Genomic DNA, 22,292 nt, shown 5'->3' on the forward strand with positions numbered 1-22,292 from the left:
CATTAGCGATGGCGCGTGGCGGCACGAGGCTCGGTGCCCTGGTCAGGGACTTTGGATGGTGATTTTCGCCGTCGGTTCAGCGCAGCGGCCGGGCGTTGGCTTAGAGGCTTTCCAGCGGCAGGTGCAGATGCGCGGCCAGTGCCTGGCATTCCAGGTGGTCCAGTGGAGCGGCCAGGTGCAGAGATTTGCCTGATTCCCGTGCCAGGCGTACGGCTTCTTCCACAATTCGACGGCCGACGCCGCGATGGCGGGTTACTTTGCGCACGCACAGATGGGACAGTCGCCAATGAGTTTCGCCGCGCTCCAGAAGGGCTGCGCCCAGCAGGCGGTCGTTGAAACGCCCCGTAAAAAGCAGGCCATCGGCCTCGCCGCATGTCACCAGTTCCGCCGCGCTGGCGTAGGGCGCAAGCAACCAGTCAGGGGCGTCGGCGTAGATTTTCGCCAGGTCGCCACGGTCCTGTTCGGAGGGGCTGTTCGGGGTCTCGACGATCACGGGCATGGTGGCTCCTGGAGGGCATTGCGGGCGCGGCCCGGCAGTGTAAACGCCGCCGACCGTCGTCGGTAGCGGCGCCAATGGCCTGCGGCCTATAATGGCGCTCTTTTTCGTGAGCCTTTTTGTGGAGCTGGTGATGGCCGAACGCACGGCGTCCGTCGAACGCAATACCCTGGAAACCCAGATCAAGGTTTCGATCAACCTGGATGGCACCGGCAAGGCACGCTTCGATATCGGCGTACCTTTCCTCGAGCACATGCTCGACCAGATCGCCCGTCATGGCCTGATCGACCTGGATATCGAGTGCAAGGGCGATCTGCATATCGACGACCACCATACCGTGGAAGACGTCGGTATCACCCTTGGCCAGGCCTTCACCCAGGCGATCGGCGACAAGAAGGGCATCGTCCGCTATGGCCATTCCTATGTGCCCCTGGATGAAGCCCTGTCTCGCGTGGTCATCGACTTCTCCGGCCGTCCCGGCCTGCAGATGCACGTGCCCTTCACCCGTGCCGTGGTTGGTGGCTTCGACGTCGACCTGTTCCAGGAATTCTTCCAGGGCTTCGTCAACCACGCTCTGGTGAGCCTGCACATCGACAACCTGCGTGGCCATAACACCCACCACCAGATCGAGACCGTGTTCAAGGCATTCGGTCGTGCCCTGCGCATGGCCGTCGAGCGTGATCCGCGCATGGCTGGCCAGATGCCCTCCACCAAGGGCGTGCTCTGATGCAGACGGTTGCAGTCATCGACTACGGCATGGGCAACCTGCACTCGGTCGCAAAGGCTCTGGAACACGTCGGTGCAGGCCGCGTCCTGGTCAGCAGTGACGCCAACGTGATCCGCGAAGCCGACCGGGTGGTTTTCCCCGGTGTTGGCGCCATCCGCGATTGCATGGCCGAGATCCGTCGCCTGGGCTTCGACGAGCTGGTACGCGAAGTCAGCAAGGATCGCCCGTTCCTCGGTATCTGCGTCGGCATGCAGGCGCTGCTGGAGCGCAGCGAAGAGAACGACGGCGTCGATTGCATCGGCCTGTTCCCTGGCCAGGTACGCTTCTTCGGCAAGGGCCTGGTGGAGGATGGCGAGCACCTGAAGGTGCCGCACATGGGCTGGAACGAGGTGGAGCAGAGCGTCGCCCACCCGCTCTGGCACAACATTCCCGACCGCGCGCGTTTCTACTTCGTGCACAGTTATTACATCGAGGCGGGCAATCCCAAGCAGGTGGCCGGTCGCGGCCATTACGGCAAGGACTTCGCCGCGGCGCTGGCCGAGGGTTCGCGCTTCGCCGTGCAGTTCCACCCGGAAAAGAGCCACACCCACGGCCTGCAGTTGTTGCAGAACTTCGCCGCCTGGGACGGCCGCTGGTAAGCATGAGCCGCGCGAAGAAGGCCCCGGGCCTGCAACTCGACGCCGCCCAGACCGACACTGCGGTGCTGGCGATCAAGCGTTTCATGGCTGATCGCTTCGAGCTGGAGCTGGGGTCCTTCGAGGCTGAGGAAGTGCTCGACTTCTTCGCCCGGGAATTCGCGCCGCATTTCTACAACAAGGCGATCTTCGATGTGCAGGCGCACCTGAAAGACAGGTTCGAGAGCATCGAAAGCGACTTGTGGGCGCTCGAGAAAGACTGAGCGTCAAGCCGATACCACTGACTTCGAACAGGTTGAACCGATGCTGATTATCCCCGCTATCGATCTGAAGGACGGCGCCTGCGTGCGTTTGCGCCAGGGCCGCATGGAAGACTCCACCGTATTCTCCGACGACCCGGTGAGCATGGCTGCCAAATGGGTGGAAGGTGGCTGCCGTCGCCTGCACCTGGTGGACCTCAACGGTGCCTTCGAGGGCAAGCCGGTGAACGGTGAGGTGGTCACTGCAATCGCCAAGCGCTATCCGAACCTGCCGATCCAGATTGGCGGCGGTATCCGCTCCCTGGAAACCATCGAGCACTACGTCAAGGCCGGTGTCAGCTACGTGATCATCGGCACCAAGGCGGTGAAAGAGCCTGAGTTCGTCACCGAGGCCTGCAAGGCTTTCCCGGGCAAGGTCATCGTCGGCCTGGATGCCAAGGATGGATTCGTCGCCACTGACGGCTGGGCTGAAGTCAGCAGCGTGCAGGCCGTCGACCTGGCCAGGCGTTTCGAGGCTGATGGCGTCTCCGCCATCGTCTACACCGACATCGCCAAGGACGGGATGATGCAGGGGTGCAACGTCGAGGCTACTGCAGCCCTGGCCGCTGCCAGCCGCATCCCGGTGATCGCTTCCGGTGGTATCCACAACCTCGGTGACATCGAGAAGCTGCTCGCCGCCAAGGCCCCCGGCATCATCGGTGCCATTACCGGCCGCGCCATCTACGAAGGCACCCTGGACGTCGCCGAGGCCCAGGCCTTCTGCGACAGCTACAAGGGTTAATCGACGGCTAACGGTGCGCGCGGCGCACCCTGCGATAGCTGAAGCCCTCTCTGGCCGAGCGAGCCGCTCAGCCACCAGGCGCCTGGCGCGCAGCGACGAGACAGTACTTCAGGACGGCGAGGAGCGAGCACCACGCAACGACGTGGATGTGCGGCGCAGCCGGTAACAGAGGGTTTCAGTATGGCTTTGGCAAAACGCATCATCCCCTGCCTCGACGTGGACAACGGCCGCGTGGTCAAGGGCGTCAAGTTCGAGAACATCCGCGACGCCGGTGACCCGGTGGAAATCGCCCGCCGCTACGACGAGCAGGGCGCCGACGAGATCACCTTCCTCGACATCACTGCCAGCGTCGACGGTCGTGATACCACCCTGCACACCGTCGAACGCATGGCCAGCCAGGTGTTCATCCCGCTGACCGTTGGCGGTGGCGTGCGCACCGTGCAGGACATCCGCAATCTGCTCAATGCCGGCGCCGACAAGGTATCGATCAACACGGCCGCGGTCTTCACGCCCGAGTTCGTTGGCGAGGCCGCCGCGCGTTTCGGCTCGCAGTGCATCGTGGTCGCGATCGACGCCAAGAAGGTTTCCGCACCTGGGGAAACACCGCGCTGGGAAATTTTCACCCATGGCGGGCGCAAACCCACTGGCCTCGACGCCGTGGCCTGGGCGAAGAAGATGGAAGACCTGGGGGCCGGCGAGATTCTTCTCACCAGCATGGACCAGGACGGCGTGAAGAGCGGCTATGACCTTGGCGTGACCCGTGCCATCAGCGAAACCGTCGGGATTCCGGTGATCGCCTCCGGCGGCGTCGGCAATCTTGAGCACTTGGCGGCCGGTATTCTCGAAGGCAAGGCTGACGCCGTGTTGGCAGCCAGTATCTTCCACTTCGGTGAGTACACCGTGCCCGAGGCCAAGGCGTATCTCGCCAGCCGTGGAATCCTCGTGCGCTGAGCACGATTCTTGCCTAGCATTCGCCCAGGCTGTCTGCGTGACGGACTTCGCAGCCTGGGTTGCTGATGCCCGAGCCTTGCTCCCGCAAGGTTAAGCTCAGCGCATTTCCCATCTCTCCTGGAAGGTAGTCGCATATGTCGAAACGCCTGCTGCTGGCGCTGGCTGGCACCCTGATGGTGTTTGTCGGCGCCGCCCGCGCCGAAGTGGATGAGAACTACAGCGTCGTTCTCCTGACCGAAAACTTCCCGCCCTACAACATGTCGATCAACGGGAAGAACTTCGCCCAGGAAGACAACATCGACGGTATCGCCGTCGACATCGTGCGTGAGATGTTCAAGCGCGCCGGGGTCAAGTACAGCCTGACCCTGCGCTTCCCCTGGGATCGTATCTACAAGCTGGCGCTGGAGAAGCCGGACTACGGCGTCTTCGTGACTGCTCGACTGCCTGAGCGTGAGCAGTCCTTCAAGTGGGTCGGCCCGATCGGTCCGGATGACTGGATCATGCTGGCCCGTGCCGACAGCCAGATCGCACTCGGCAGCCTGGAAGATGCGCGCAAGTACAAGGTGGGTGCCTACAAGGGCGACGCTATCGCCGAATACCTGGGCCAGCAGAAGCTCGAGCCCATCACCGCCCTGCGCGACCAGGAAAACGCGAAGAAACTGGAGAAGGGGCAGATCGATCTCTGGGCAACCGGCGATCCGGCTGGCCGTTACCTGGCCAAGCAGGAAGGCGTGGGCGGCCTGAAGACCGTGCTGCGTTTCAACCAGGCCGAGCTGTTCCTGGCGCTGAACAAGGAGGTCCCCGACGAAGTGGTGAAGAAGCTGCAGGGCGCGCTGGACCAGATGCGCGCCGAAGGTTTCGTCGACGAGATTCTCAACAGCTACCTGTAACGGGTAGCGCTTCGAAAGTAGTTACAAGACCTCAGCGACCGGCCAAAAGCCGGTCGCTTGCCATGGAAGGCAGGACGGGTCGAGCCGTACGTCCGTGGGTGGGGAGCCCACGCAAGGAAGCCGCTTAGCCACAACCACAAATCAAGCGAGCGGTATGACAATGCAGAAGTTGATCCAACGTGCCCTGACCCTGGGCCTGATGTTCCTCGCCTTCACAGCGCGCGCCGAAGTGCCGGCGGATTACAAGGTGGTGTTGCTCACCGAGAACTTCCCGCCGTTCAACATGGCGGTGGATGACAAGAACTTTGCCCGTGACGACGGCATCGACGGTATCAGCACCGATATCGTGCGCGAGATGTTCAAGCGCGCCGGCATCAACTACAGCTTGACCCTGCGCTTCCCCTGGGACCGCCTCTATCGCCTGACCCTGGACAAGCCCAGCTACGGCCTGTTCTCCACCACCTTCACCCCTGAGCGCCAGCCACTGTTCAAGTGGGTCGGCCCCATTGCCAAGACCGAGTGGGTGCTGCTTGCCGCACCGGGCAACAACCTCAGCGTCAAGGACCTGAAAAGCGCCTCCCAGTATCGAATCGGCGCCTACAAGAACGATGCGGTCAGCCAGCACCTGGAGAGCCAGGGCATGGCACCGCAGAACGCCCTGCGCGACCAGGAAAACGTGAAGAAGCTGCTCAAGGGCCAGATCGACCTCTGGGCCACCACCGATCCGGTGGGCCGTTACCTGGCCAAGCAGGAAGGCGTCACCGGTCTGCAGACCGTGCTGCGCTTCAACAGCGCCGAGCTCTATCTGGCCTTCAACAAGGACACGCCGGACGAGGTCATCGAGCGCCTGCAGAAGGCTCTCGACCAGATGCGCAGCGACGGTTACGTCGACGAGATCACCCAGAACTATCTGTAATCGCCGGTTTATTCGCGATGCTTTTCTGTAGGGGCGATTTCAATCGCCAAGGGCGGCGAAGCCGCCCCGTGAGGGCTTGCAGGGCAGACCTGCGGCCTGCTTGGCGAATGAATTCGCCCCTACAAGGTGTCCCGACCGCCTACCGGTAAACCCCCGCCTTGCCATGGGCCGCCATGGCTCGATTGCCGCGCAGGGCGATCAGCATTTCCACATCGATCAGTTCGAAGCCCCTTTCCTTCAGGCGCGGCAACTCGCGCTCGAGCAGCTCCAGGGTCGCCGGATGCGGATGGCCGATCATCAGTGCCGAGCCTTGCTTTCGCGCGAGCTTGAGGGCGGCATCGAACTGCGCGGCTATGGCGGCCGGGCTCTGGTCGTCATCGAGGAAAATGTCCCGCGAGAGGCTGGGCAGCCCGACTTTCTGGGCTTCGGCGGCGGCCACCGTGGCGGCGCTGGTGCGGCTGTCGATGAAGAAGCGGTGCTCCTGCTGCAGGCGATGCATCAGCCAGGACATGGCTGGGCGCTGGACGGTCATGCGGCTGCCCATGTGGTTGTTCAGGCCGCGTGCGTAAGGCACCTGGCGCAGTGCGGAGTCGAGGCGCTTCTCAAGCTCGGCTGTGGATAACTCAGGGCGCCAGGCGTAAGGACCGGTGGCCGGGTCCATGGGTAGGTGCAGCATCACGGTCTTGCCTGCTGCGTGAGCGGCCTCGGCCAGTTCGCGGGAGTGGCGGGCATCCGGCAGGATGGAAAGCGCCACCGGGCCGGGTAGGGCAAGGACGCGACGGTCTCGGACGGGGGTCTGGCCCAGGTCATCGATCACCAGGGCCAGCCGCGCGACAGGGGCGGCCCAGGCACCAGCTGCCGTCGCGCTCAACCACAGCGCCAGCAGCCAGATGCCCCATTTCATGTCAGTTCTTGCGAGTGACGTTCAGGCCTTTCAACAGGTTGAGGGCCTGACTGAGTTGGAAGTCGTCGTCCTGCGGGCGTGGTTCCGCGGATTTCTTGCTCGAACTCGGGCGGTCGGCGCCGCCATTGCCATTGCCGAGGTGGCCTGCGAGGTCGGCTTCCTTGAAGGTTTCGCCGTCCTGCTCGCGGGTTACCTTGGCACGTGCTACCTCGATATCCGGGACGATGCCCTGGGCCTGGATCGAGCGGCCGTTCGGGGTGTAGTAGAGCGCAGTGGTCAGCTTCAGGGCGCGGTCGTTGTTCAGCGGCAGAACGGTCTGCACCGAACCCTTGCCGAAACTGTCGGTGCCCATCAGAACACCACGCTTGTGGTCCTGCAGCGCGCCGGCAACGATCTCGGCTGCCGAGGCACTGCCGCCATTGATCAGCACCACCAGTGGTACGCCTTCACTGGCGTCGGCCGGGTCGGCGGAGAAGCGAAGCTCGGAGTTGGCGATGCGGCCCTTGGTGTAAACGATCAGACCCTTACGCAGGAAGTGGTCGGAGACTTCCACTGCTGACTGCAACACGCCGCCCGGGTTGTTGCGCAGGTCCAGGACCAGGCCGGAAAGCCGGCTGCCGTTGTCCTTGCGCAGCTTGGCCAGGGCCTTGCCGACTTCTTCGCCGGTGTTGACCTGGAACTGGGTGATGCGCAAGTAGCCATAGCCTTTCTCGAGCAGCTGGCTCTTCACGCTCTTGACCTTGATCGCGGCGCGCACAAGTTCAACGTCGAAGGGCTGCCCGCCATCGCGTACCAGGGTCAGGGTGATCTTGCTGCCGGCCTTGCCGCGCATCTTGTCGACCGCTTCCATCAGCGAGATGCCCTTGGTCGGCTGGCCGTCGATCTTCACGATCAGGTCGCCAGGCTGGATGCCGGCCTTGGATGCCGGCGTGTCATCGATGGGGGAAACCACCTTGACGAAGCCGTCCTCGGTGCCGACCTCGATGCCGAGGCCGCCGAATTCACCACTGGTGCTTTCCTGCAGCTCCTGGAAGTCTTCTGGCTCCAGGTAGGCGGAATGCGGGTCGAGGTTGCTGAGCATGCCCTTGATGGCGTTTTCCAGCAGGGTCTTGTCGTCAACTGGCTCGACGTATGCGGATTTGATGCGGTCCAGCACCTCGGCGAAGGTTCGCAGCTCGTCAAGTGGCAGCGGCGCCTTGCCGTTCACCGCGGTGGCAGGGAGGGTTGCCGGCTCCTCGGCGGCCAGCAGCTGCGAGGCGCCACCGAGCAGCGCCAGTGCCATGGCCAGGGAAGTGAGGCGGGACAAATGCGGCATGCGAAACTCCTGCTAGATGGGATGGCGCCTATCCTTGCGCGCGGCACCACTGTGCCGGGTCGGTGGGTCGGCCCTGCTGGCGAATGGCGAAGTACAGCGCGGGCGTGTCCTGCCCGCCGCTGTTGCCGACGGTGGCGATGGATTCGCCCGCCTTGACGATATCGCCGGCACTTTTCAATAGACGCTGATTGTGTCCGTAGAGACTCAGATAGCCATTGCCATGATCGAGAATGACCAGAAGCCCGGCGCCGCGCAACCAGTCAGCGAAAACCACGCGACCGCCGTGTACAGCGCGGACAGAACTGCCTTCGCTGGCGCCGATCAGCACGCCATCCCATTTTGCGCGGGAGTCGCCGCCACGGGCCGAACCGAAACGCGCCACCAGTCGGCCATCCACCGGCCAGGGTAACTTGCCGCGCGCCTGGGCGAAGGGGCCACCGAAGTTGCCACCGGTGCTGGATACCATCGGTCCGCTAGTGGGCCTGGCTGGGCTGCCGGCTGGATGCTCGCGGAGCTGGCGCTGCTGTTCCGCGAGGACACGCTTGCGGGCTTCCTCAGCCTCGCGGGCCTCACGCTCCTGGCGAGCCAGCGTCTCTTCGATGGTCTTGAGTACCTTGCCGAGCTGCTCCTGGTCCTGCTGGCGGGACTTGAGCTTCTTGTCGCGGTCGCTGACGTCCTGGTTGAGCTTGGCCAGGGCCTGCTGACGCTCCTTGCGCGCCGCCGCCAGTTGCTCGCGACGGCCATCGAGCGCTGCCTTCTGCTCGTTGAGCTGGTTCTGCTGGGCGGTAATTTCCTGCTCGACGTTGTTCAGCTGGCGAAGGGTTTCGTTGAATGCGGCCAACTGCTCCAGGCGCGCCTTGCTCAGGTAGTCGTAGTAAGTAAGGGTGCGGGCGAACTTCTCGGGGTGCTGCTGGTTGAGCAGCAGCTTGACATATTCCTGCTGGCCGCTCTGGTAGGCGGCGCGGGCCTGGATACCGATCAGGCGCTGCTGTTCAGCGCGCGCTTCCTGGAGTTTTTTTTTCTCCTCGCCCAGGCGCTGGACTTCGCCTTCGCTGTCCTTGAGCTCCTGCTGCAGGTCTTTGACCTGCTGCTCCAGGTTGCCCATTTCTGTTTCGGTCTTCTTCAGGTCGGCCTGGACGTCGGACTTTTCGTCCTGCAACTGCTTCAGCAGTTTCTTCAGTTCGGCGACATCCTTGCCGGCCTGGTCCAGCTGCTGCTGGGTTTCGGCGCGTTGGTCGGCCATGACCGGGGTGGTCAGGCTGGCGAAGATAACGAGGGCGAGGGCGCGAAGCATGGGGGGTGGGGTACCAGGGGGGAGGACCGGCCTAGTATGCCCGTGGCGGGGGGCAAAAAAAACGCCCGGAACCAGAGGTTCGGGGCGTTTCCTGACAAGGCGCGCAGATTTGCTGCGCCTGGGCCGCGCCGTGGCGTCGGCCCGGGTCGATCATTGCAGTTCGACGATGGTCTTGCCGGACATCTCGGCCGGTACCGGCAGGCCCATCAGGGTCAGCAGGGTCGGGGCCACGTCGGCCAGCACGCCGCCTTCGCGGATCTTCGCCGGGCGCTTGCCAACATAGATGAAGGGCACCGGCTCGCAGGTGTGCGCTGTATGGGCCTGACCGGTCATTTCGTCTTCCATCTGCTCGACGTTGCCGTGGTCGGCAGTGATCAGCGCTTCGCCGCCGACCTTGTCCAATGCTTCGACGATGCGGCCGACGCAGTTGTCCAGGCACTCCACGGCCTTGACCGCAGCTTCGAACACGCCGGTGTGGCCGACCATGTCGCCGTTGGCGTAGTTCACCACGATCACGTCGTAGCGCTGGTTCTCGATGGCATCGACGATCTTGTCGGTGACTTCGGGGGCGCTCATTTCCGGCTGCAGGTCATAGGTGGCGACCTTGGGCGACGGGATCAGAATGCGCTCTTCGCCTTCGAAAGGCTCTTCACGGCCACCGGAGAAGAAGAAGGTCACGTGAGCGTACTTCTCGGTCTCGGCGATGCGCAGCTGGGTCTTGCCGTTCTTCGCCAGGTATTCGCCCAGCACGTTTTCCAGGGATTCCGGCTTGAAGGCGCTGGGAGCGGGGATGCTCGCCGCGTACTGGGTCAGCATCACGTAGCCGGCCAGTTTCAGCTCGCGCTGGCGGGCGAACTCCTTGAAACCGGGCTCGACGAAGGCGCGGGACAGCTCACGGGCGCGATCGGCGCGGAAGTTCATGAAGATCACCGCGTCGCCATCTTCCACTTTCACCTGATCGCCAATGCGGGTGGCTTTCACGAACTCATCGCTCTCGCCGCGCTCATAGGCCGCGGCGAGGCCTTCAACCGCGCTGGCAGCGGTGAATTCGGCCTGGCCTTCGGTAATCAGGTTGTAGGCGGCTTCCACGCGGTCCCAGCGATTGTCGCGGTCCATGGCGAAGTAGCGGCCGATGAGGCTGGCGACGCGACCCTTGCCGAGGCGGGCGAAGGTTTCGTCCATCAGCTTGATGGAGGGCTCGGCGCTCTTGGGCGGCGTATCACGGCCGTCGAGGAAGGCGTGCAGGTAGATCTTCTCGGCGCCGCGCTGGGCGGCCAGTTCGGCCATGGCAACCAGGTGGTCCTGATGGCTGTGCACGCCGCCATCGGAAAGCAGGCCCATGAAATGCACGGCCTTGCCGGCAGTCACGGCCTTGTCCACTGCGGTGGTGATTTCCGCGTTGGTGAAGAAGTCACCGTCGCGGATCGACTTGGTCACGCGGGTGAAGTCCTGGTAAACCACGCGGCCTGCACCCAGGTTCATGTGGCCGACTTCGGAGTTGCCCATCTGTCCGTCAGGCAGGCCGACGTCCATGCCGCTACCTGAAATCAGGCCATGGGGCTGGGTGGCGCGCAGGCGATCGTAGACTGGGGTGCTGGCGGCGTAGATGGCGTTGTATTCGGGGCTGTCACTGTGACCGAAACCGTCCAGGATGATCAGGACCAGGGGTTTGGGCGTGGCTGTCATAGTGTCCGACTCGTCTGCGGCATTAGAAGGAAAGTTGCGGGCAAGGCCCCGGAAAAAGGACGCGGCATTCTACGTTCTGGTTCCATCGGCGTCACCGCCGGACGGGGTTTGGCCGACCTGTGGGGCTGTGTATACTGGCCGGCATTTTACCGTCCCGGAAGACGACGATGCTCGCTAAGCTGATTGAATTTGCCACTAACCACTATGTACTGAGTGGATCGTTCGTGCTGCTGCTGGCCCTGCTGCTGGCCCACGAACTGCGCCGCAGTGGCCGCGCCATCTCCACCCGCGAGCTGACCTCGCTGGTCAACGGCGGTCAGGCCGTAGTGCTGGACGTGCGCGGCACCAAGGATTTCTCCGGCGGCCATATCGTCGACGCCCTGAACATCCCCTACGAAAAGCTCGCCAGCCGCCTCGCCGAACTGGAGAAGCACAAGGACAAGGCCATCATCGTGGTCGACTCCATGGGTCAGCACGCCGGCACTGTCTGCCGCGACCTGAAAAAGGCCGGATTCAATGCCATCAAGCTGTCCGGCGGTATCGGCACCTGGCGTGGCGACAACCTGCCGCTGGTGAAGTGAGATGGCCGGGACAGTCATCTATTCGAGCGCCTGGTGCCCTTTCTGCATCCGTGCCAAGCAGCTGCTGGACAGCAAGGGCGCGCGCTATGAAGAGATCAGCGTCGACGGCAACCCCGCAATTCGTGCCGAGATGACCCGCAAGGCCGGGCGCACCTCGGTGCCGCAGATCTGGATCGGCCAGACCCACGTGGGCGGCTGTGACGATCTGTACGCCCTGGAACGTGCCGGCAAGCTCGACGCGTTGCTCCAGGCCAGCCCGCAAACGGAAACGCACTAGAACAAGGCAGAACCATGACCGAACAAGCAAGCAACGGCGCCAACCAGAACCCTCAGTTCTCCCTGCAGCGCATCTACGTGCGCGACCTGTCCTTCGAAGCGCCGAAGAGCCCGGAAATCTTCCGCCAGGAGTGGGCGCCGAACGTTGCCCTGGACCTGAACACCCGTCAGAAGCAACTGGACGGCGACTTCCACGAAGTCGTGCTGACCCTGTCCGTGACCGTGAAGAACGGCGAAGAAACCGCCTTCATCGCTGAAGTGCAGCAGGCCGGCATCTTCCTGATCAAGGGCCTGGATGCGGCTTCCATGAGCCACACCCTGGGTGCCTTCTGCCCGAACATCCTGTTCCCCTACGCCCGTGAAACCCTGGATAGCCTGGTTATCCGTGGCTCCTTCCCGGCGCTGATGCTCTCCCCGGTGAACTTCGACGCCCTGTACGCCCAGGAACTGGCGCGTCTGCAGGCTGCTGGCGAAGCCCAGGCCTGATTATCAGGCTCCATGAAAAAGCGCCCTTCGGGGCGCTTTTTCATTGGGGTGAGGAAACCCTGTAGGGGCGAATGAATTCGCCCCTACAGGGAAAGTGCGTCCGGAAACGCTCTGCGCCATTCAATCCAGGCTGAAATCATGCTGCCGCCACGCCTCGTAAACTGCCACGGCAACGGTATTGGACAGGTTCAGGCTGCGGCAGTTGGGGCGCATCGGCAGGCGCAGGCGTTGTTCCGGGGGCAGGCTTTCACGGACTTCCTGGGGCAGGCCACGGCTTTCCGGACCGAAGAGGAAGGCGTCGCCCTTCTCGAAGGCCACTTCATGGAACAGTTTGGTGCCCTTGGTGGTGAAGGCGAATACCCGAGGTTGGCCCAGGGCCGCCAGGCAGCTTTCCAGGTCGCTGTAGCGCTTGAGCGTGGCGTACTCGTGGTAGTCCAGCCCGGCACGGCGCAGACGCTTGTCGTCCAACTCGAAACCGAGGGGTTCGATCAGGTGAAGGTGGCAGCCAGAATTGGCGCACAGCCTGATAATGTTGCCGGTGTTCGGCGGAATTTCCGGTTGAAACAGGATGACGTGAAACATGGGTAGCCCCGGGCCCGAAGACGGGCGGCATTCTACTCCCGATGATGATCCGCGACCGAGCCTATGGCCGCGCTTTTTGTTCTCCCTTGCCCTGCTGGGGCTGCTGGTTGGAATGATGCTCGGCCGCCTGACAGCGCCGGAGCCCGTGCACCTGGAGCGGATCGAAGTGCGCCAGGGTGGCCTGGCTCTCTGGTTCGACCACGAACCCGAAGTGCGCGTGGAAGCGTTGGAAGGCGCCTACGCACTGGTGCTGGGTGCGGATGGGCAGTCTGCCAAGGGCCAATTGACCCTGGGCGATGCGCCGGTGAGCTGGAAAGTGTTGCGCTCGACCCACGGGGTGATGGTGCGCTTCGTTGCGGCGCGGCCACTGCACGGTGAGTGGCGCGGTGCCGCGGAGAATGGACGCTGGCGGCTGGAGGTCAGCCTGCGCGCCGAATAAGAAAGGGGATTCCCCGGCCTGCCTGTACCAAGGCCCCCTGAAGGGTGGTCACCCGCCGTGACGAATGACGCGGTCCTGCATCGGGCCTTGGCGTGGCCCGAGGCGACTGGATTCCAGTGCGCCTGTGGATAAAAGAGGGGATTCCCCGGCCTGCCTGTACCAAGGCCCCCTGAAGGGTGGTCGCCCGCCATGGCGAGTGACGCGGTCCTGCATCGGGCCTTGGCGTGGCCCGAGGCGACTGGATTCCAGTGCGCCTGTGGATAAAAGAGGGGATCCCCGGCCTGCCTGTACCAAGGCCCCCTGAAACCTGGTCGCCCCAGGGCGACGCTGTCTTGCTTAGCCCCTTCTGGGGCCGTGGCGGCTAGAGGTCAGCCTGCCTGTCATAAGAGTGGGGATTCCCTGGCCTGCCTGAACCAGGGGCCCCAAAACCGCTGTTGCCTGGACTATTGCAGGGGGCGTGCCAGTTTTCCGGAGAGTCGTCCGATGAGCCTTGTGACCCAGCGGTAAGCCGCGCCATTGCTGACGTTGACGATGGTGTGCGGGCTTTTGGATAGGTACTTTGGGGCGAATTTCATACCAGCCGTGAAGCACTTTTTTGAGGCGGGAAGGTGAATCGGGCACCAGGGATGATCCTTTTTCCTGGTCCGAACCGGCTGGGAACGATTGAAAAGGACCCCGTCGAGGCGGGGCCCATTTCGGCATCAGTGCTTGGGGGAGGCGAGGTAGTCTTCGGTGGATTGGCACTTGCGCAGCCGCTCCACCTTCAACGAGAAACCCTTCGGCGCGCGAATGCCGATACGTGAACGGCCGCCTTCCATTGGGCCTACCACGATCTCGATGCCTGTCGTTCGAAGCATCTGCGCCAGTTCGGCGTCGCTACAGCCGTCCAGCGCCTTGAGTCTCAGAACGTCTCCTTCCTTTCGAATACCCATATGTAACTGCATGGTTTTCATCCTGTCTCTGGTTCAGGTCCGGGCAGCATCACGCCCTGATTCGCCGGGGTCCACGACCTCAGGGAAAACCAGATTTTTCATACGGGGGAGTTGGAGAAGGAGCGCAGCTGTGATGGCGCAGGTGGCCGGTGTGATAGGCGGAAAGTGCAGCGGATGTCGGAAGGGGAGTGACGGGGCGCATGGCCCCGCCAGGGCGGATCAGGCGTCGTCGCCGTCGTCGTCGTCGCCGCCGTCCACCTTCATGCCCAGTTCCTTGATCTTCCGCGTCAGGGTGTTGCGGCCCCAGCCCAGTAGCACGGCAGCGTCTCGGCGACGTCCTGCGGTGTGCTTGAGGGCGGTCTCGATCATGATTCGCTCGAAGGCCGGCACGGCGGAGTCGAGCAGGCTGGACTGGCCACGGGCCAGGGACTGATCGGCCCATTGGCGCAAGGCCTGCTCCCAGTTGGTCACCGGGGCGGCGTCCTGGGGCTGGGTGAGCAGTTCCGGAGGCAGGTCGTCGACGTGCACCTCTCGACCCGAAGCCATCACGGTGATCCAGCGGCAGGTGTTCTCCAACTGACGCACGTTACCCGGCCAGGGCAGGTGCTTGAGGTAGTCCTCGGTCTCGGCCTTCAGCAGCTTGGGCTCCACCGCCAGTTCCTGGGCGGCGCGGGCGAGGAAGTGCCGCGCCAGTGCCGGGATATCTTCGCGGCGGTCGGACAGGCGCGGAATATGAATGCGGATGACGTTGAGGCGATGGAACAGGTCTTCGCGGAACTTGCCGGCCTGCACCAGGTTTTCCAGGTTCTGGTGAGTGGCGGCGATGATACGCACATCCACTTTCACCGGGGTGTGGCCGCCGACCCGATAGAACTCGCCATCGGCCAGCACTCGCAGCAGGCGGGTCTGGGTATCCGCCGGCATGTCGCCTATCTCGTCGAGGAACAGCGTGCCGCCGTCGGCCTGCTCGAAGCGGCCGCGCCGCTGGTTGGCCGCGCCGGTGAAGGCGCCCTTTTCATGACCGAACAACTCGGACTCCATCAGATCCTTCGGGATTGCCGCCATGTTCAGGGCGATGAAGGGTGATGCGGCGCGCGGGCTATGGCGGTGCAGGGCGTGGGCCACCAATTCCTTGCCGGTACCGGATTCGCCGTTGATCAGTACGGTGATGTTGGAGTGGCTGAGACGGCCAATGGCGCGGAAGACCTCCTGCATGGCCGGGGCTTCGCCGATGATTTCCGGAGTGCGCGCCTGGCTTGCCGGTGCCTCCAGGCCTTGCTGCTCCTGGGCGTGCTGGAAGGCCCGCTTGACCAGGGACACCGCTTCGTCCACGTCGAATGGCTTGGGCAGGTACTCGAAGGCACCGCCCTGATAGGAGGCGACCGCGCTGTCCAGGTCGGAATGAGCGGTCATGATGATCACCGGCAGACGCGGATGCGCCTCGCGGATCTGGGCCAGCAGATCGAGGCCGCTGGCGCCGGGCATGCGGATGTCCGAGATGATCACGTCCGGCTGTTGCCTGGAGAGGCGTCCGAGCAGGCTGTCGGCACTCTCGAAACTCTGGGTGGTCATGCCTTCCTGCTGCAGGGCCTTCTCCAGGACCCAGCGGATGGAACGGTCGTCGTCGACGATCCAGACGGTTTCACTACGGCTCATGACGAGGAAGCTCCTTGTTCCAGCGGCAGGAAGATCGAGAAGACGGTATGGCCGGGATGGCTTTCACACTCGATCAGGCCCTGGTGCTGACTGATGATGTTCTGGGCGATGGCCAGGCCCAGCCCGGTACCGTCCGGACGACCGCTGACCATGGGATAGAAGATGGTTTCCTGGAGCTCGGCCGGGATGCCCGGGCCGTTGTCGATGATTTCCACCTTGGTTACCAGCCGATGGCGCGTATGGCCGATGGTGAACTGGCGCAGGGTGCGGGTGCGCAGGGTAATGCGGCCGAGGCGCAGATCGCTCTGGGCGGAGAGGGCCTGCATGGCGTTGCGCACGATATTGAGCACGGCCTGGATCATCTGCTCCTTGTCGATGAACACGTCAGGAATGCTCGGGTCGTAGTCGCGCACCAGATTGATGCCGCCCTGGCTTTCCGCTTCCACCAGGCTGAAGACCCGCTCCAGCACTTCGTGGACGTTGGTCATGGCCAGCGACGGCAGCTTGTTCGAACCGAGCATGCGGTCCACAAGGTTCCGCAGGCGATCGGCCTCTTCGATGATGACGTTGGTGTAGTCCTTCAAGTGCTCTTCCGGCAGTTCGCGGGAGAGCAGCTGCGCGGCACCACGGATACCGCCGAGGGGGTTCTTGATTTCGTGGGCGAGCCCGCGTACCAGCAGCTTGGTGGTTTCCTGTTTGGACAGCTGCGCCTCTTCCTTGGTTATCCGCAATAGGCGGTCACGCGGATGGACTTCCAACAGCAACAGGGTTTCGCCGCGATTGAGGATAGGCGTCACCGCATAGTCCACGGTCAGGGTCTGGCCCGAAAGCGAAGTCAGCATCGCCTCGCGCTTGGTGAAGGGGTGCGCCTGTTCAACCGCCTGGCGTAGCGAGGCGAGGGCTTCGGGAGATTCGGTGAAGAGTTCGCTGATGAACTGGCCATGGCTGCGCTGGCCGCTGACGGCCAGGAGCATTTCCGCCGCCGGGTTCATGTACTCAAGGCGCAGGTCGGCGTTGAGCAGGATCACCGCGGTGGTCAGGTTGTCGAGCAACAGTCGGTGCAGGGCGTCGTTGATGGTCATGGCTTCGGCGCTCGTGGCGATGACAGGAAAATGCAAGAAGCAAACCAAAGCCCTGAAAAGTCGCGTTGATACAGGATTTATGCCGGTGGCGGCCGCTTTTCAGAGCAGATCGTCCGGTTCGAGGTGAACCAAAATGGGGAGAGTATAGAAAGCGGTGCAGTGCGTTGCACCGCAATGGTGCGCATTGGTCGGGTGGGCCAGGGCGAACCTCAGCCCACCGCTGGGAGGGTGGGATCAGATGAACGGCAGGATGGCGATGTCGTCATCCTCTTCCTCGGGCTTGTCCTTGAGTGGGCATTCGGGGCGTACGCCGTAGTCGTCTTTCTCGCAGGGGCGGGCCAGACGCTTCTGCGATAGCGATATACGCACGATATGCACTGGCTGACCGGGGGTGCGCTCAACCATTCGGCCCTGAGCGTCGATGATCTCAACTGCCAGTTGATGGGTGCCGCGGTCCAGGTTCTTCAGCGGGAACACCGGGCTGCGGCCCGGTTCGCCCACAGGTTTGCCGTCCAGCAGCAGGCGATAGCTGTGATTGGCGCGCAGGCCGGGTTCGCTCACCGCACTGACGATCAGGTTGCCTTCGCCATCGCGAATAGTGGCGTCGGGCTCGGGTACCAGGATACGCAGGACCTGATAGCCCTGTTCGCGGGGAATGGGCTTGGGGTAGAGAGGCGGCGGCTGGATATCCCTGGGTGCGTTCATTTCGTTGGGAGCGGGGGCGATTTCCAGGCGCTTGGCGTTGCCCGGCTTGGGCTGGTCGGTGAAGACGCGGTTACCTTCATCGTCGATGTAGGTGTAGACCTCGGCCAGCGCGGGCTGGCCGAGGAGCAGCAGGGCGAGGAGCAGGAATCGGGTCATCAGTCAGTTACTGGGCCGTGGAGTGGGAGCTGGCGGCGGGCGCAGCGCTGGGCTGCTGGTGTTGACCCGCTGGACGGTGAAGGAGACGGGGGCGCTGCTCTGCACCACAGTGGTGCCGGAGAGAACATCCACCGCCACGCTGTGTTCGCCGCGGTCGACGTTCGTCAGTTGCAGGCGCGGCACGTTGGTTGGCGGCCCATAGGGCTCGCCGTCCAGGCGCAGGCGCAGGCTGTGGCCGGGTTGCAGGCGCGGTTCCAGGCGCACGCCGACGCTGAAGGTGCCGTTGTTGGCGCGCAGGGCCTCTTCATCCGGAATGTCGGTCAGTTCTAATACGCGGTAGGCCGCCTGCTGCTCCGCACTGGCGTCGTTGATCGGTTGGCTCGGCGGCTGGATCTGGACGGCGTTGGTTGGTGGCAGCTCTACCTTCTCGGTGGCGGTGCCATCCGGAGGCTGGTTGGTGAATACCGTGTTGCCGTTGGCGTCCGTGTACTTGTAGATCTGTGCGGCGGCTGGCAGCGCGACGGCAAGCAGCAGGCAACTGATGATGAGGCGCATGGTGGCGGTCTCCGGAAGGTCATGCCAAGCCTTGCACCCGGATGGCGGGCTGGCAAGTCGGGCATTGTGCGACAGCGTCGGGGCCGCCGGTGTGCGCTGCAACACGTTGGGACATTTCTGGAATTCCCGTGCTACTCCCGGCCCGAGCGAACTGTGGGCGACCGCCGCTGTCAGTCTTGCCTTCGTGGCCTGCTCCGCCGCCCGCTGCTTGCGGATGGGCCGGGAGCCGGCTTTTGTATGATGCGGATCGCTTTCATCGTTTGTTGGATGACTCTCTCGTGCCGATACCATCCTTTTTCGCCCCCCGTTTCCTGTATCCGTTGCTCCTCTGCCTGCTCGTCGGACTGCTCTGTCCGGCGCAGGGGCAGGCGGCGCTGCCCAATCCGCTGGCGGGGAGTACCTCGGGCGGCGAGCAGGTCAGCAATGCCCAGCTCGAACAGTCGCTCAACCAGGTGATCAAGACCCTGGAGAACGATCAGCAGCGCACCGACTTGCTGAAGAAACTGAAGCAATTGCGTGACGTTACCGGCAAGGAGAAGGAGAGCGAGAGCGGGGTGCTCGGCTTGATCGGCGATACCCTGGGCAGCCTGGAGAAGCAGTTCCAGGGCGACAACAGTCCGTTGGTGATCTGGAGTAACCAATTCCGACTGGCGCGCGCGGAGGTGGAGGAGCGCCTGCCCGGATGGCGCGACTGGCCGGGCATCGTGTTCAACTTCGCCGTGGTCATCCTGCTCTGGGCCTGCCTGGCCAGCGCCCTGCTCTGGCTGGGGCGGCGCATGCGCGAGCGTTTCGGACTGTCGGCTGAGCTGCCGCAGCATCCGAAGACTCGCGACCTCGTGCTGTTCGCACTGCGCAAGCTGGGCCCGTGGCTGATCGCCTTTTTCATAACCCTGTACCTGTCGTTCGTGTTGCCAAGTTCACTGAGCAAGATGCTGGCGATGCTGATGGCCTACGTGCTGGTTTGCGGCACCTTGTTCTCCGCGCTCTGCGTGATCTGCCTGTCACTGCTCAGCGGTCCGCACCGTATTCGGGCATTGGACATCCTGCGTCGCCAGGCTTTCCGACCGCTATGGTTGATTGGCAGCCTGGCCGCGCTCGGTGAGGCGGCCCATGACCCAAGGCTGATCGCCGGCCTTGGTGAGCACACGGCGATTTGTCTTAGCACCCTGGCCAACGCCACTGCCGCCGTGCTCACTGCGCTGTTCGTGCTGCGTTTCCGTCGTCCCATCGCCCACCTGATCCGCAATCAGCCGCTGGAGCGCCGCCTCAAGCGCCGGGGCCTGCACGAGCTGGTGGAACTGGTCGGTTCTCTGTGGTTCGTGCCGGTGCTGCTGCTGGTAGGGACCTCGCTGTTCGCCACTTTCGTGTCCGCGGCCGATAGCAGTGTCGCCTTGCGCCGCGCCCTGGTCTGCGCCGTGCTGGCAGTGGTGGCCATGACGGTGATCGGCTTGCTCAGTCGCCGCTCCGGTCGCAGTGGCGATGGGGGCCGGCGCAGTGCTCCTTACATCGAGCAATTGCAGAAGTTCGGTCTCACCCTAGTGCACCTCTTCGTGGTGCTGGCCTTCATCGAGGTGGGGCTGAGGGTCTGGGGCATGTCGCTGATTCGCTACGCCGAAGGCGAGGGTTCGGAAATCAGCATGAAGATGGCCAGCTTCGGCACCACCTTGCTGGTGGCCTGGCTGATCTGGATCCTCACCGACACGGCCGTACAGCACAGCCTCGGCGTTGGTGGCCGGAGCCGGCCGAATACCCGCGCCCTGACCATGCTGCCGCTGATTCGCAATGTGCTGTTCGTTACCATCGCGGTGATCGCCCTTATCGTTGCCCTGGCCAACATGGGCATGAATGTCACGCCGCTGCTGGCCGGCGCCGGCGTAATCGGCCTGGCGATCGGTTTTGGTGCGCAGTCTCTGGTGGCGGACCTGATCACCGGCCTGTTCATCATCATCGAGGACTCGTTGTCCATCGACGACTACGTCGACGTCGGCGGGCACCTTGGCACGGTGGAGGGGCTGACTATCCGCACCGTCCGTCTGCGCGACCTGGATGGTGTGGTGCACACCATCCCGTTCAGTGAGATCAAGAGCATCAAGAACTACTCTCGGCAGTTCGGCTACGCCATGTTCCGCTGGCCAGTGCCGTCGAGCATGCCGATCGACGATGCCGTTTCGCTGGTGCAGGAGGTGGCGAAAGAGCTACGCGGCGATCCGTCGGTCTACCGGAGCCTGTGGTCACCCCTGGAGTTGCAGGGCGTGGAAAGCTTCGACAATGGCCAGGCAATCCTGCGCTTCCGCTTCAAGACCGCTCCGATCAAGCAATGGGAAGTGCAGCGGGCGTTCAACCTGCGCCTGCGCAGGCGTCTCGACCAGAGTGGCCTGGAGTTGGCGATGCCGCGCCTGAACGTGCAGCTCAGCCGGATGCGCCAGCCAAGGGCTGAACCGTCGGAAGGGCAGGGCGTGCCGGCGGATGGCGGGATCTGAGGGGAGGGATCGGCTCCCACGGTACAGGGTGTCCGGGCAACAAAATGGCTTCCCGGACGTAGGTTGGGTAGAGGAGCGAAACCCAACAATAGGGGCATCCAGGCCCGGCGTATGTCGAACCGCACCGCTAATCGTTGGGTTTCGCTGCGCTCTACGCCAACCTACCTTGCGGTCACGCTCCGCGTTTCCTCAATAAAAAAGGGTTCATCGCGCTTTCCCGGGGAAGGCGGCCTTGATTTTCAGGAAGAAGTAGTTGGAGTCCCGGAAGCCATAGGCCATCCGCTTGATCACCTTGATGCGGTTGTTCACGCCTTCGAGGACGCTGGTGTGCAGGGGGAAGCGGGCGCTGGCCAGGATGCCCCGGGCGTATTTGCGCAGATTCCGGGCAAAGCGTTGGAGCGGCGCCAGACCGCTGTCCCGAGCATGCCGTAGCCAACTTCGCCAGCGCCGCCAGCCCTCCCGCACAGTGGGGGCGTACCAGACTTCCTTTAACGCATCCTTGAGCAGGTAGACCGTGGCCAGCGGCTGGTTGGCGTCGAGCAACTCCTGCAACTGCACGGCCTGCCCGTCCTTCAGGTTTTCGCGATTGCGCAGCAACAGCCAGCGGCTCTGCTTGACCACCTTGCGCGCCGGCTTGTCCTCGCGCAGGCGGTTGGCCTGGTCGACGCGGATCCGGTCGATCACCTCGCGGCCGTAGCGCGCCACCACATGAAACAGGTCGTACACCACTTCGGCCTGCGGGCAATGCCGCTGCACCTCCAGGTCGAAGGCGGTGTTCATGTCCATCGCCACCGCTTCGATCCGTTGGCAGTGCTCGCCCAGTAACTCAAAGAATGGGCGGATCGCCTCGCGGCTGTTGCCATGACCGACCCACAGCACCCGCGTGCGCTCGGCATCCATGATCACCGTGGCGTAGCGATGGCCTTTGTGCAGGGCGAACTCGTCCATCACCAGGTGACGCACATCACCCGGCTCGAAGGTGCCGACGGCGGCATCCAGGCGACGTTTGTCGAGCTGCTTGAGCGTGTGCCAATGCAGGCCGGTGAGGCGGCTGACGTGGCTGATCGGCAGCAGTTGCAGCAAAGCCTCGAGCCAGGCCTGCAAGCGCCGCGTCAGGCGTGACGCCGGCGCCAGCCAGGCGATCCGCTCGGTCACCCGCCCACATCGCAGACAATCGACGCGGCGCACTGGCACCTGGAGCAGAACGCGCTGATCCAACAAATCCCGATCGCGCACCCGACGCAGTCGGCGCTCATGGATCAGCGGACAAGCTTGGCCACAGCCCCCACATTCGGGGATGGCGTCGGCTTGAGGCTTGAGTTCGATCAGCAGGGTGTTGTCGGCAGAGGGGCGACAGGCGACGACTTCGTAGCCTGGCCAGAACTGGGCAAGATCAATAGGATGCACGGCGGCAGCAGGGAATGGGGGTTGGTTCGTTTGGCGACTGCCAATTTACCCACTTCCCTGACTGTCAACGCGCTCTTCCCCCAGACTCCGCGAAGAACCT

24 protein-coding genes are annotated in these 22,292 nt (G+C 63.6%); 12 read left to right on the forward strand and 12 right to left on the reverse strand.

The features are described 5' to 3' along the window. Positions 1-100 precede the first annotated feature (100 nt). Positions 101-499, reverse strand: a complete 399-nt coding sequence (locus E8E75_RS24895) for an acetyl-CoA sensor PanZ family protein (RefSeq protein WP_120654089.1) — start codon at positions 497-499, stop codon at positions 101-103. Between the two features lie 130 nt (positions 500-629). On the opposite strand from E8E75_RS24895, the gene hisB reads away from it, so the two are divergent. The 7 genes from hisB (at position 630) to E8E75_RS24930 (ending at position 5,656) form a co-directional block, all read left to right on the forward strand. Continuing rightward, the gene (gene hisB / locus E8E75_RS24900) at positions 630-1,223 is read left to right on the forward strand and encodes an imidazoleglycerol-phosphate dehydratase HisB (RefSeq protein ID WP_028629882.1); all 594 of its coding nucleotides are present in this window, start codon (positions 630-632) and stop codon (positions 1,221-1,223) included. After that, positions 1,223-1,861, forward strand: a complete 639-nt coding sequence (gene hisH, locus E8E75_RS24905; RefSeq protein ID WP_120654090.1) for an imidazole glycerol phosphate synthase subunit HisH — start codon at positions 1,223-1,225, stop codon at positions 1,859-1,861. Before hisB ends, hisH begins: the two co-directional genes overlap by 1 nt. Before the next feature lie 2 nt (positions 1,862-1,863). Continuing rightward, entirely contained in the window at positions 1,864-2,121 is a 258-nt protein-coding gene (locus tag E8E75_RS24910) for a DUF2164 domain-containing protein (protein WP_120654091.1), read from the forward strand. A 40-nt stretch (positions 2,122-2,161) separates the two neighbouring features. Next, a complete protein-coding gene (gene hisA / locus E8E75_RS24915; protein WP_016495212.1) occupies positions 2,162-2,899 on the forward strand; it encodes a 1-(5-phosphoribosyl)-5-[(5-phosphoribosylamino)methylideneamino]imidazole-4-carboxamide isomerase in 738 nt (245 codons plus the stop codon). Between the two features lie 180 nt (positions 2,900-3,079). Continuing rightward, positions 3,080-3,850 (forward strand): imidazole glycerol phosphate synthase subunit HisF, encoded by a 771-nt coding sequence (hisF, locus tag E8E75_RS24920; protein WP_077525689.1) that lies wholly within the window; start codon positions 3,080-3,082, stop codon positions 3,848-3,850. Positions 3,851-3,984: 134 nt separating this feature from the next. Continuing rightward, positions 3,985-4,740: an ABC transporter substrate-binding protein gene (locus E8E75_RS24925; protein WP_120654092.1), complete on the forward strand. Its 756-nt coding sequence runs from the start codon at positions 3,985-3,987 to the stop codon at positions 4,738-4,740. 160 nt (positions 4,741-4,900) lie between these two features. Further along, a complete protein-coding gene (locus E8E75_RS24930) occupies positions 4,901-5,656 on the forward strand; it encodes an ABC transporter substrate-binding protein (protein ID WP_120654093.1) in 756 nt (251 codons plus the stop codon). A 139-nt stretch (positions 5,657-5,795) separates the two neighbouring features. Here the strand turns inward: E8E75_RS24930 and E8E75_RS24935 are convergent, their stop codons facing one another. From E8E75_RS24935 to gpmI, 4 genes are all read right to left on the reverse strand, one after another. Next, positions 5,796-6,560, reverse strand: coding sequence for a divergent polysaccharide deacetylase family protein (locus tag E8E75_RS24935; RefSeq protein ID WP_153918943.1), 765 nt, complete (start codon positions 6,558-6,560; stop codon positions 5,796-5,798). Between the two features lies 1 nt (position 6,561). Further along, positions 6,562-7,875, reverse strand: a complete 1,314-nt coding sequence (locus tag E8E75_RS24940) for a S41 family peptidase (protein ID WP_120654095.1) — start codon at positions 7,873-7,875, stop codon at positions 6,562-6,564. A 28-nt stretch (positions 7,876-7,903) separates the two neighbouring features. Next, the gene (locus E8E75_RS24945) at positions 7,904-9,169 is read right to left on the reverse strand and encodes a murein hydrolase activator EnvC (RefSeq protein WP_153918940.1); all 1,266 of its coding nucleotides are present in this window, start codon (positions 9,167-9,169) and stop codon (positions 7,904-7,906) included. A 150-nt stretch (positions 9,170-9,319) separates the two neighbouring features. Further along, positions 9,320-10,855, reverse strand: a complete 1,536-nt coding sequence (gpmI, locus tag E8E75_RS24950; protein WP_120654097.1) for a 2,3-bisphosphoglycerate-independent phosphoglycerate mutase — start codon at positions 10,853-10,855, stop codon at positions 9,320-9,322. 167 nt (positions 10,856-11,022) lie between these two features. Between gpmI and E8E75_RS24955 the strand changes: the two genes are divergently transcribed. The 3 genes from E8E75_RS24955 to secB are packed head-to-tail and all read left to right on the forward strand — an operon-like array spanning position 11,023 to position 12,198. Then, a complete protein-coding gene (locus tag E8E75_RS24955) occupies positions 11,023-11,436 on the forward strand; it encodes a rhodanese-like domain-containing protein (protein WP_120654098.1) in 414 nt (137 codons plus the stop codon). Position 11,437: 1 nt separating this feature from the next. Then, positions 11,438-11,713, forward strand: a complete 276-nt coding sequence (gene grxC / locus E8E75_RS24960; RefSeq protein ID WP_153918937.1) for a glutaredoxin 3 — start codon at positions 11,438-11,440, stop codon at positions 11,711-11,713. 14 nt (positions 11,714-11,727) lie between these two features. Next, positions 11,728-12,198 (forward strand): protein-export chaperone SecB, encoded by a 471-nt coding sequence (gene secB, locus E8E75_RS24965; protein ID WP_120654100.1) that lies wholly within the window; start codon positions 11,728-11,730, stop codon positions 12,196-12,198. Between the two features lie 120 nt (positions 12,199-12,318). Here the strand turns inward: secB and trmL are convergent, their stop codons facing one another. Next, entirely contained in the window at positions 12,319-12,780 is a 462-nt protein-coding gene (gene trmL, locus E8E75_RS24970) for a tRNA (uridine(34)/cytosine(34)/5-carboxymethylaminomethyluridine(34)-2'-O)-methyltransferase TrmL (protein WP_120654101.1), read from the reverse strand. Between the two features lie 76 nt (positions 12,781-12,856). On the opposite strand from trmL, the gene E8E75_RS24975 reads away from it, so the two are divergent. Continuing rightward, positions 12,857-13,219: a hypothetical protein gene (locus tag E8E75_RS24975; RefSeq protein WP_306109938.1), complete on the forward strand. Its 363-nt coding sequence runs from the start codon at positions 12,857-12,859 to the stop codon at positions 13,217-13,219. Between the two features lie 701 nt (positions 13,220-13,920). Here the strand turns inward: E8E75_RS24975 and E8E75_RS24980 are convergent. From E8E75_RS24980 to E8E75_RS25000, 5 genes are all read right to left on the reverse strand, one after another. Continuing rightward, a complete protein-coding gene (locus tag E8E75_RS24980) occupies positions 13,921-14,172 on the reverse strand; it encodes a hypothetical protein (protein WP_256660897.1) in 252 nt (83 codons plus the stop codon). A gap of 198 nt (positions 14,173-14,370) precedes the next feature. Beyond that, a complete protein-coding gene (gene ntrC / locus E8E75_RS24985) occupies positions 14,371-15,807 on the reverse strand; it encodes a nitrogen regulation protein NR(I) (protein WP_153918931.1) in 1,437 nt (478 codons plus the stop codon). Continuing rightward, on the reverse strand, positions 15,804-16,889 hold the full coding sequence (gene glnL / locus E8E75_RS24990) for a nitrogen regulation protein NR(II) (protein ID WP_153918928.1): 1,086 nt from the start codon (positions 16,887-16,889) through the stop codon (positions 15,804-15,806). Before glnL ends, ntrC begins: the two co-directional genes overlap by 4 nt. A 234-nt stretch (positions 16,890-17,123) precedes the next feature. Further along, positions 17,124-17,750, reverse strand: coding sequence for a DUF4124 domain-containing protein (locus tag E8E75_RS24995; RefSeq protein ID WP_120654106.1), 627 nt, complete (start codon positions 17,748-17,750; stop codon positions 17,124-17,126). Positions 17,751-17,753: 3 nt separating this feature from the next. Beyond that, positions 17,754-18,305 carry a DUF4124 domain-containing protein gene (locus tag E8E75_RS25000; RefSeq protein ID WP_120654107.1) on the reverse strand — a complete coding sequence of 184 codons (552 nt, stop codon included), beginning with the start codon at positions 18,303-18,305 and terminating at the stop codon, positions 17,754-17,756. Between the two features lie 311 nt (positions 18,306-18,616). Between E8E75_RS25000 and E8E75_RS25005 the strand changes: the two genes are divergently transcribed. Continuing rightward, complete coding sequence (locus E8E75_RS25005; RefSeq protein WP_153919424.1) at positions 18,617-20,785, forward strand: mechanosensitive ion channel domain-containing protein; 2,169 nt, start codon at positions 18,617-18,619, stop codon at positions 20,783-20,785. Positions 20,786-20,989: 204 nt separating this feature from the next. Here the strand turns inward: E8E75_RS25005 and E8E75_RS25010 are convergent, their stop codons facing one another. After that, positions 20,990-22,192 carry an ISL3 family transposase gene (locus E8E75_RS25010; RefSeq protein ID WP_280359870.1) on the reverse strand — a complete coding sequence of 401 codons (1,203 nt, stop codon included), beginning with the start codon at positions 22,190-22,192 and terminating at the stop codon, positions 20,990-20,992. Positions 22,193-22,292 lie beyond the last annotated feature (100 nt).

The organism is Pseudomonas sp. BN606 (genome assembly GCF_029873115.1).
Lineage (GTDB): Bacteria > Pseudomonadota > Gammaproteobacteria > Pseudomonadales > Pseudomonadaceae > Metapseudomonas.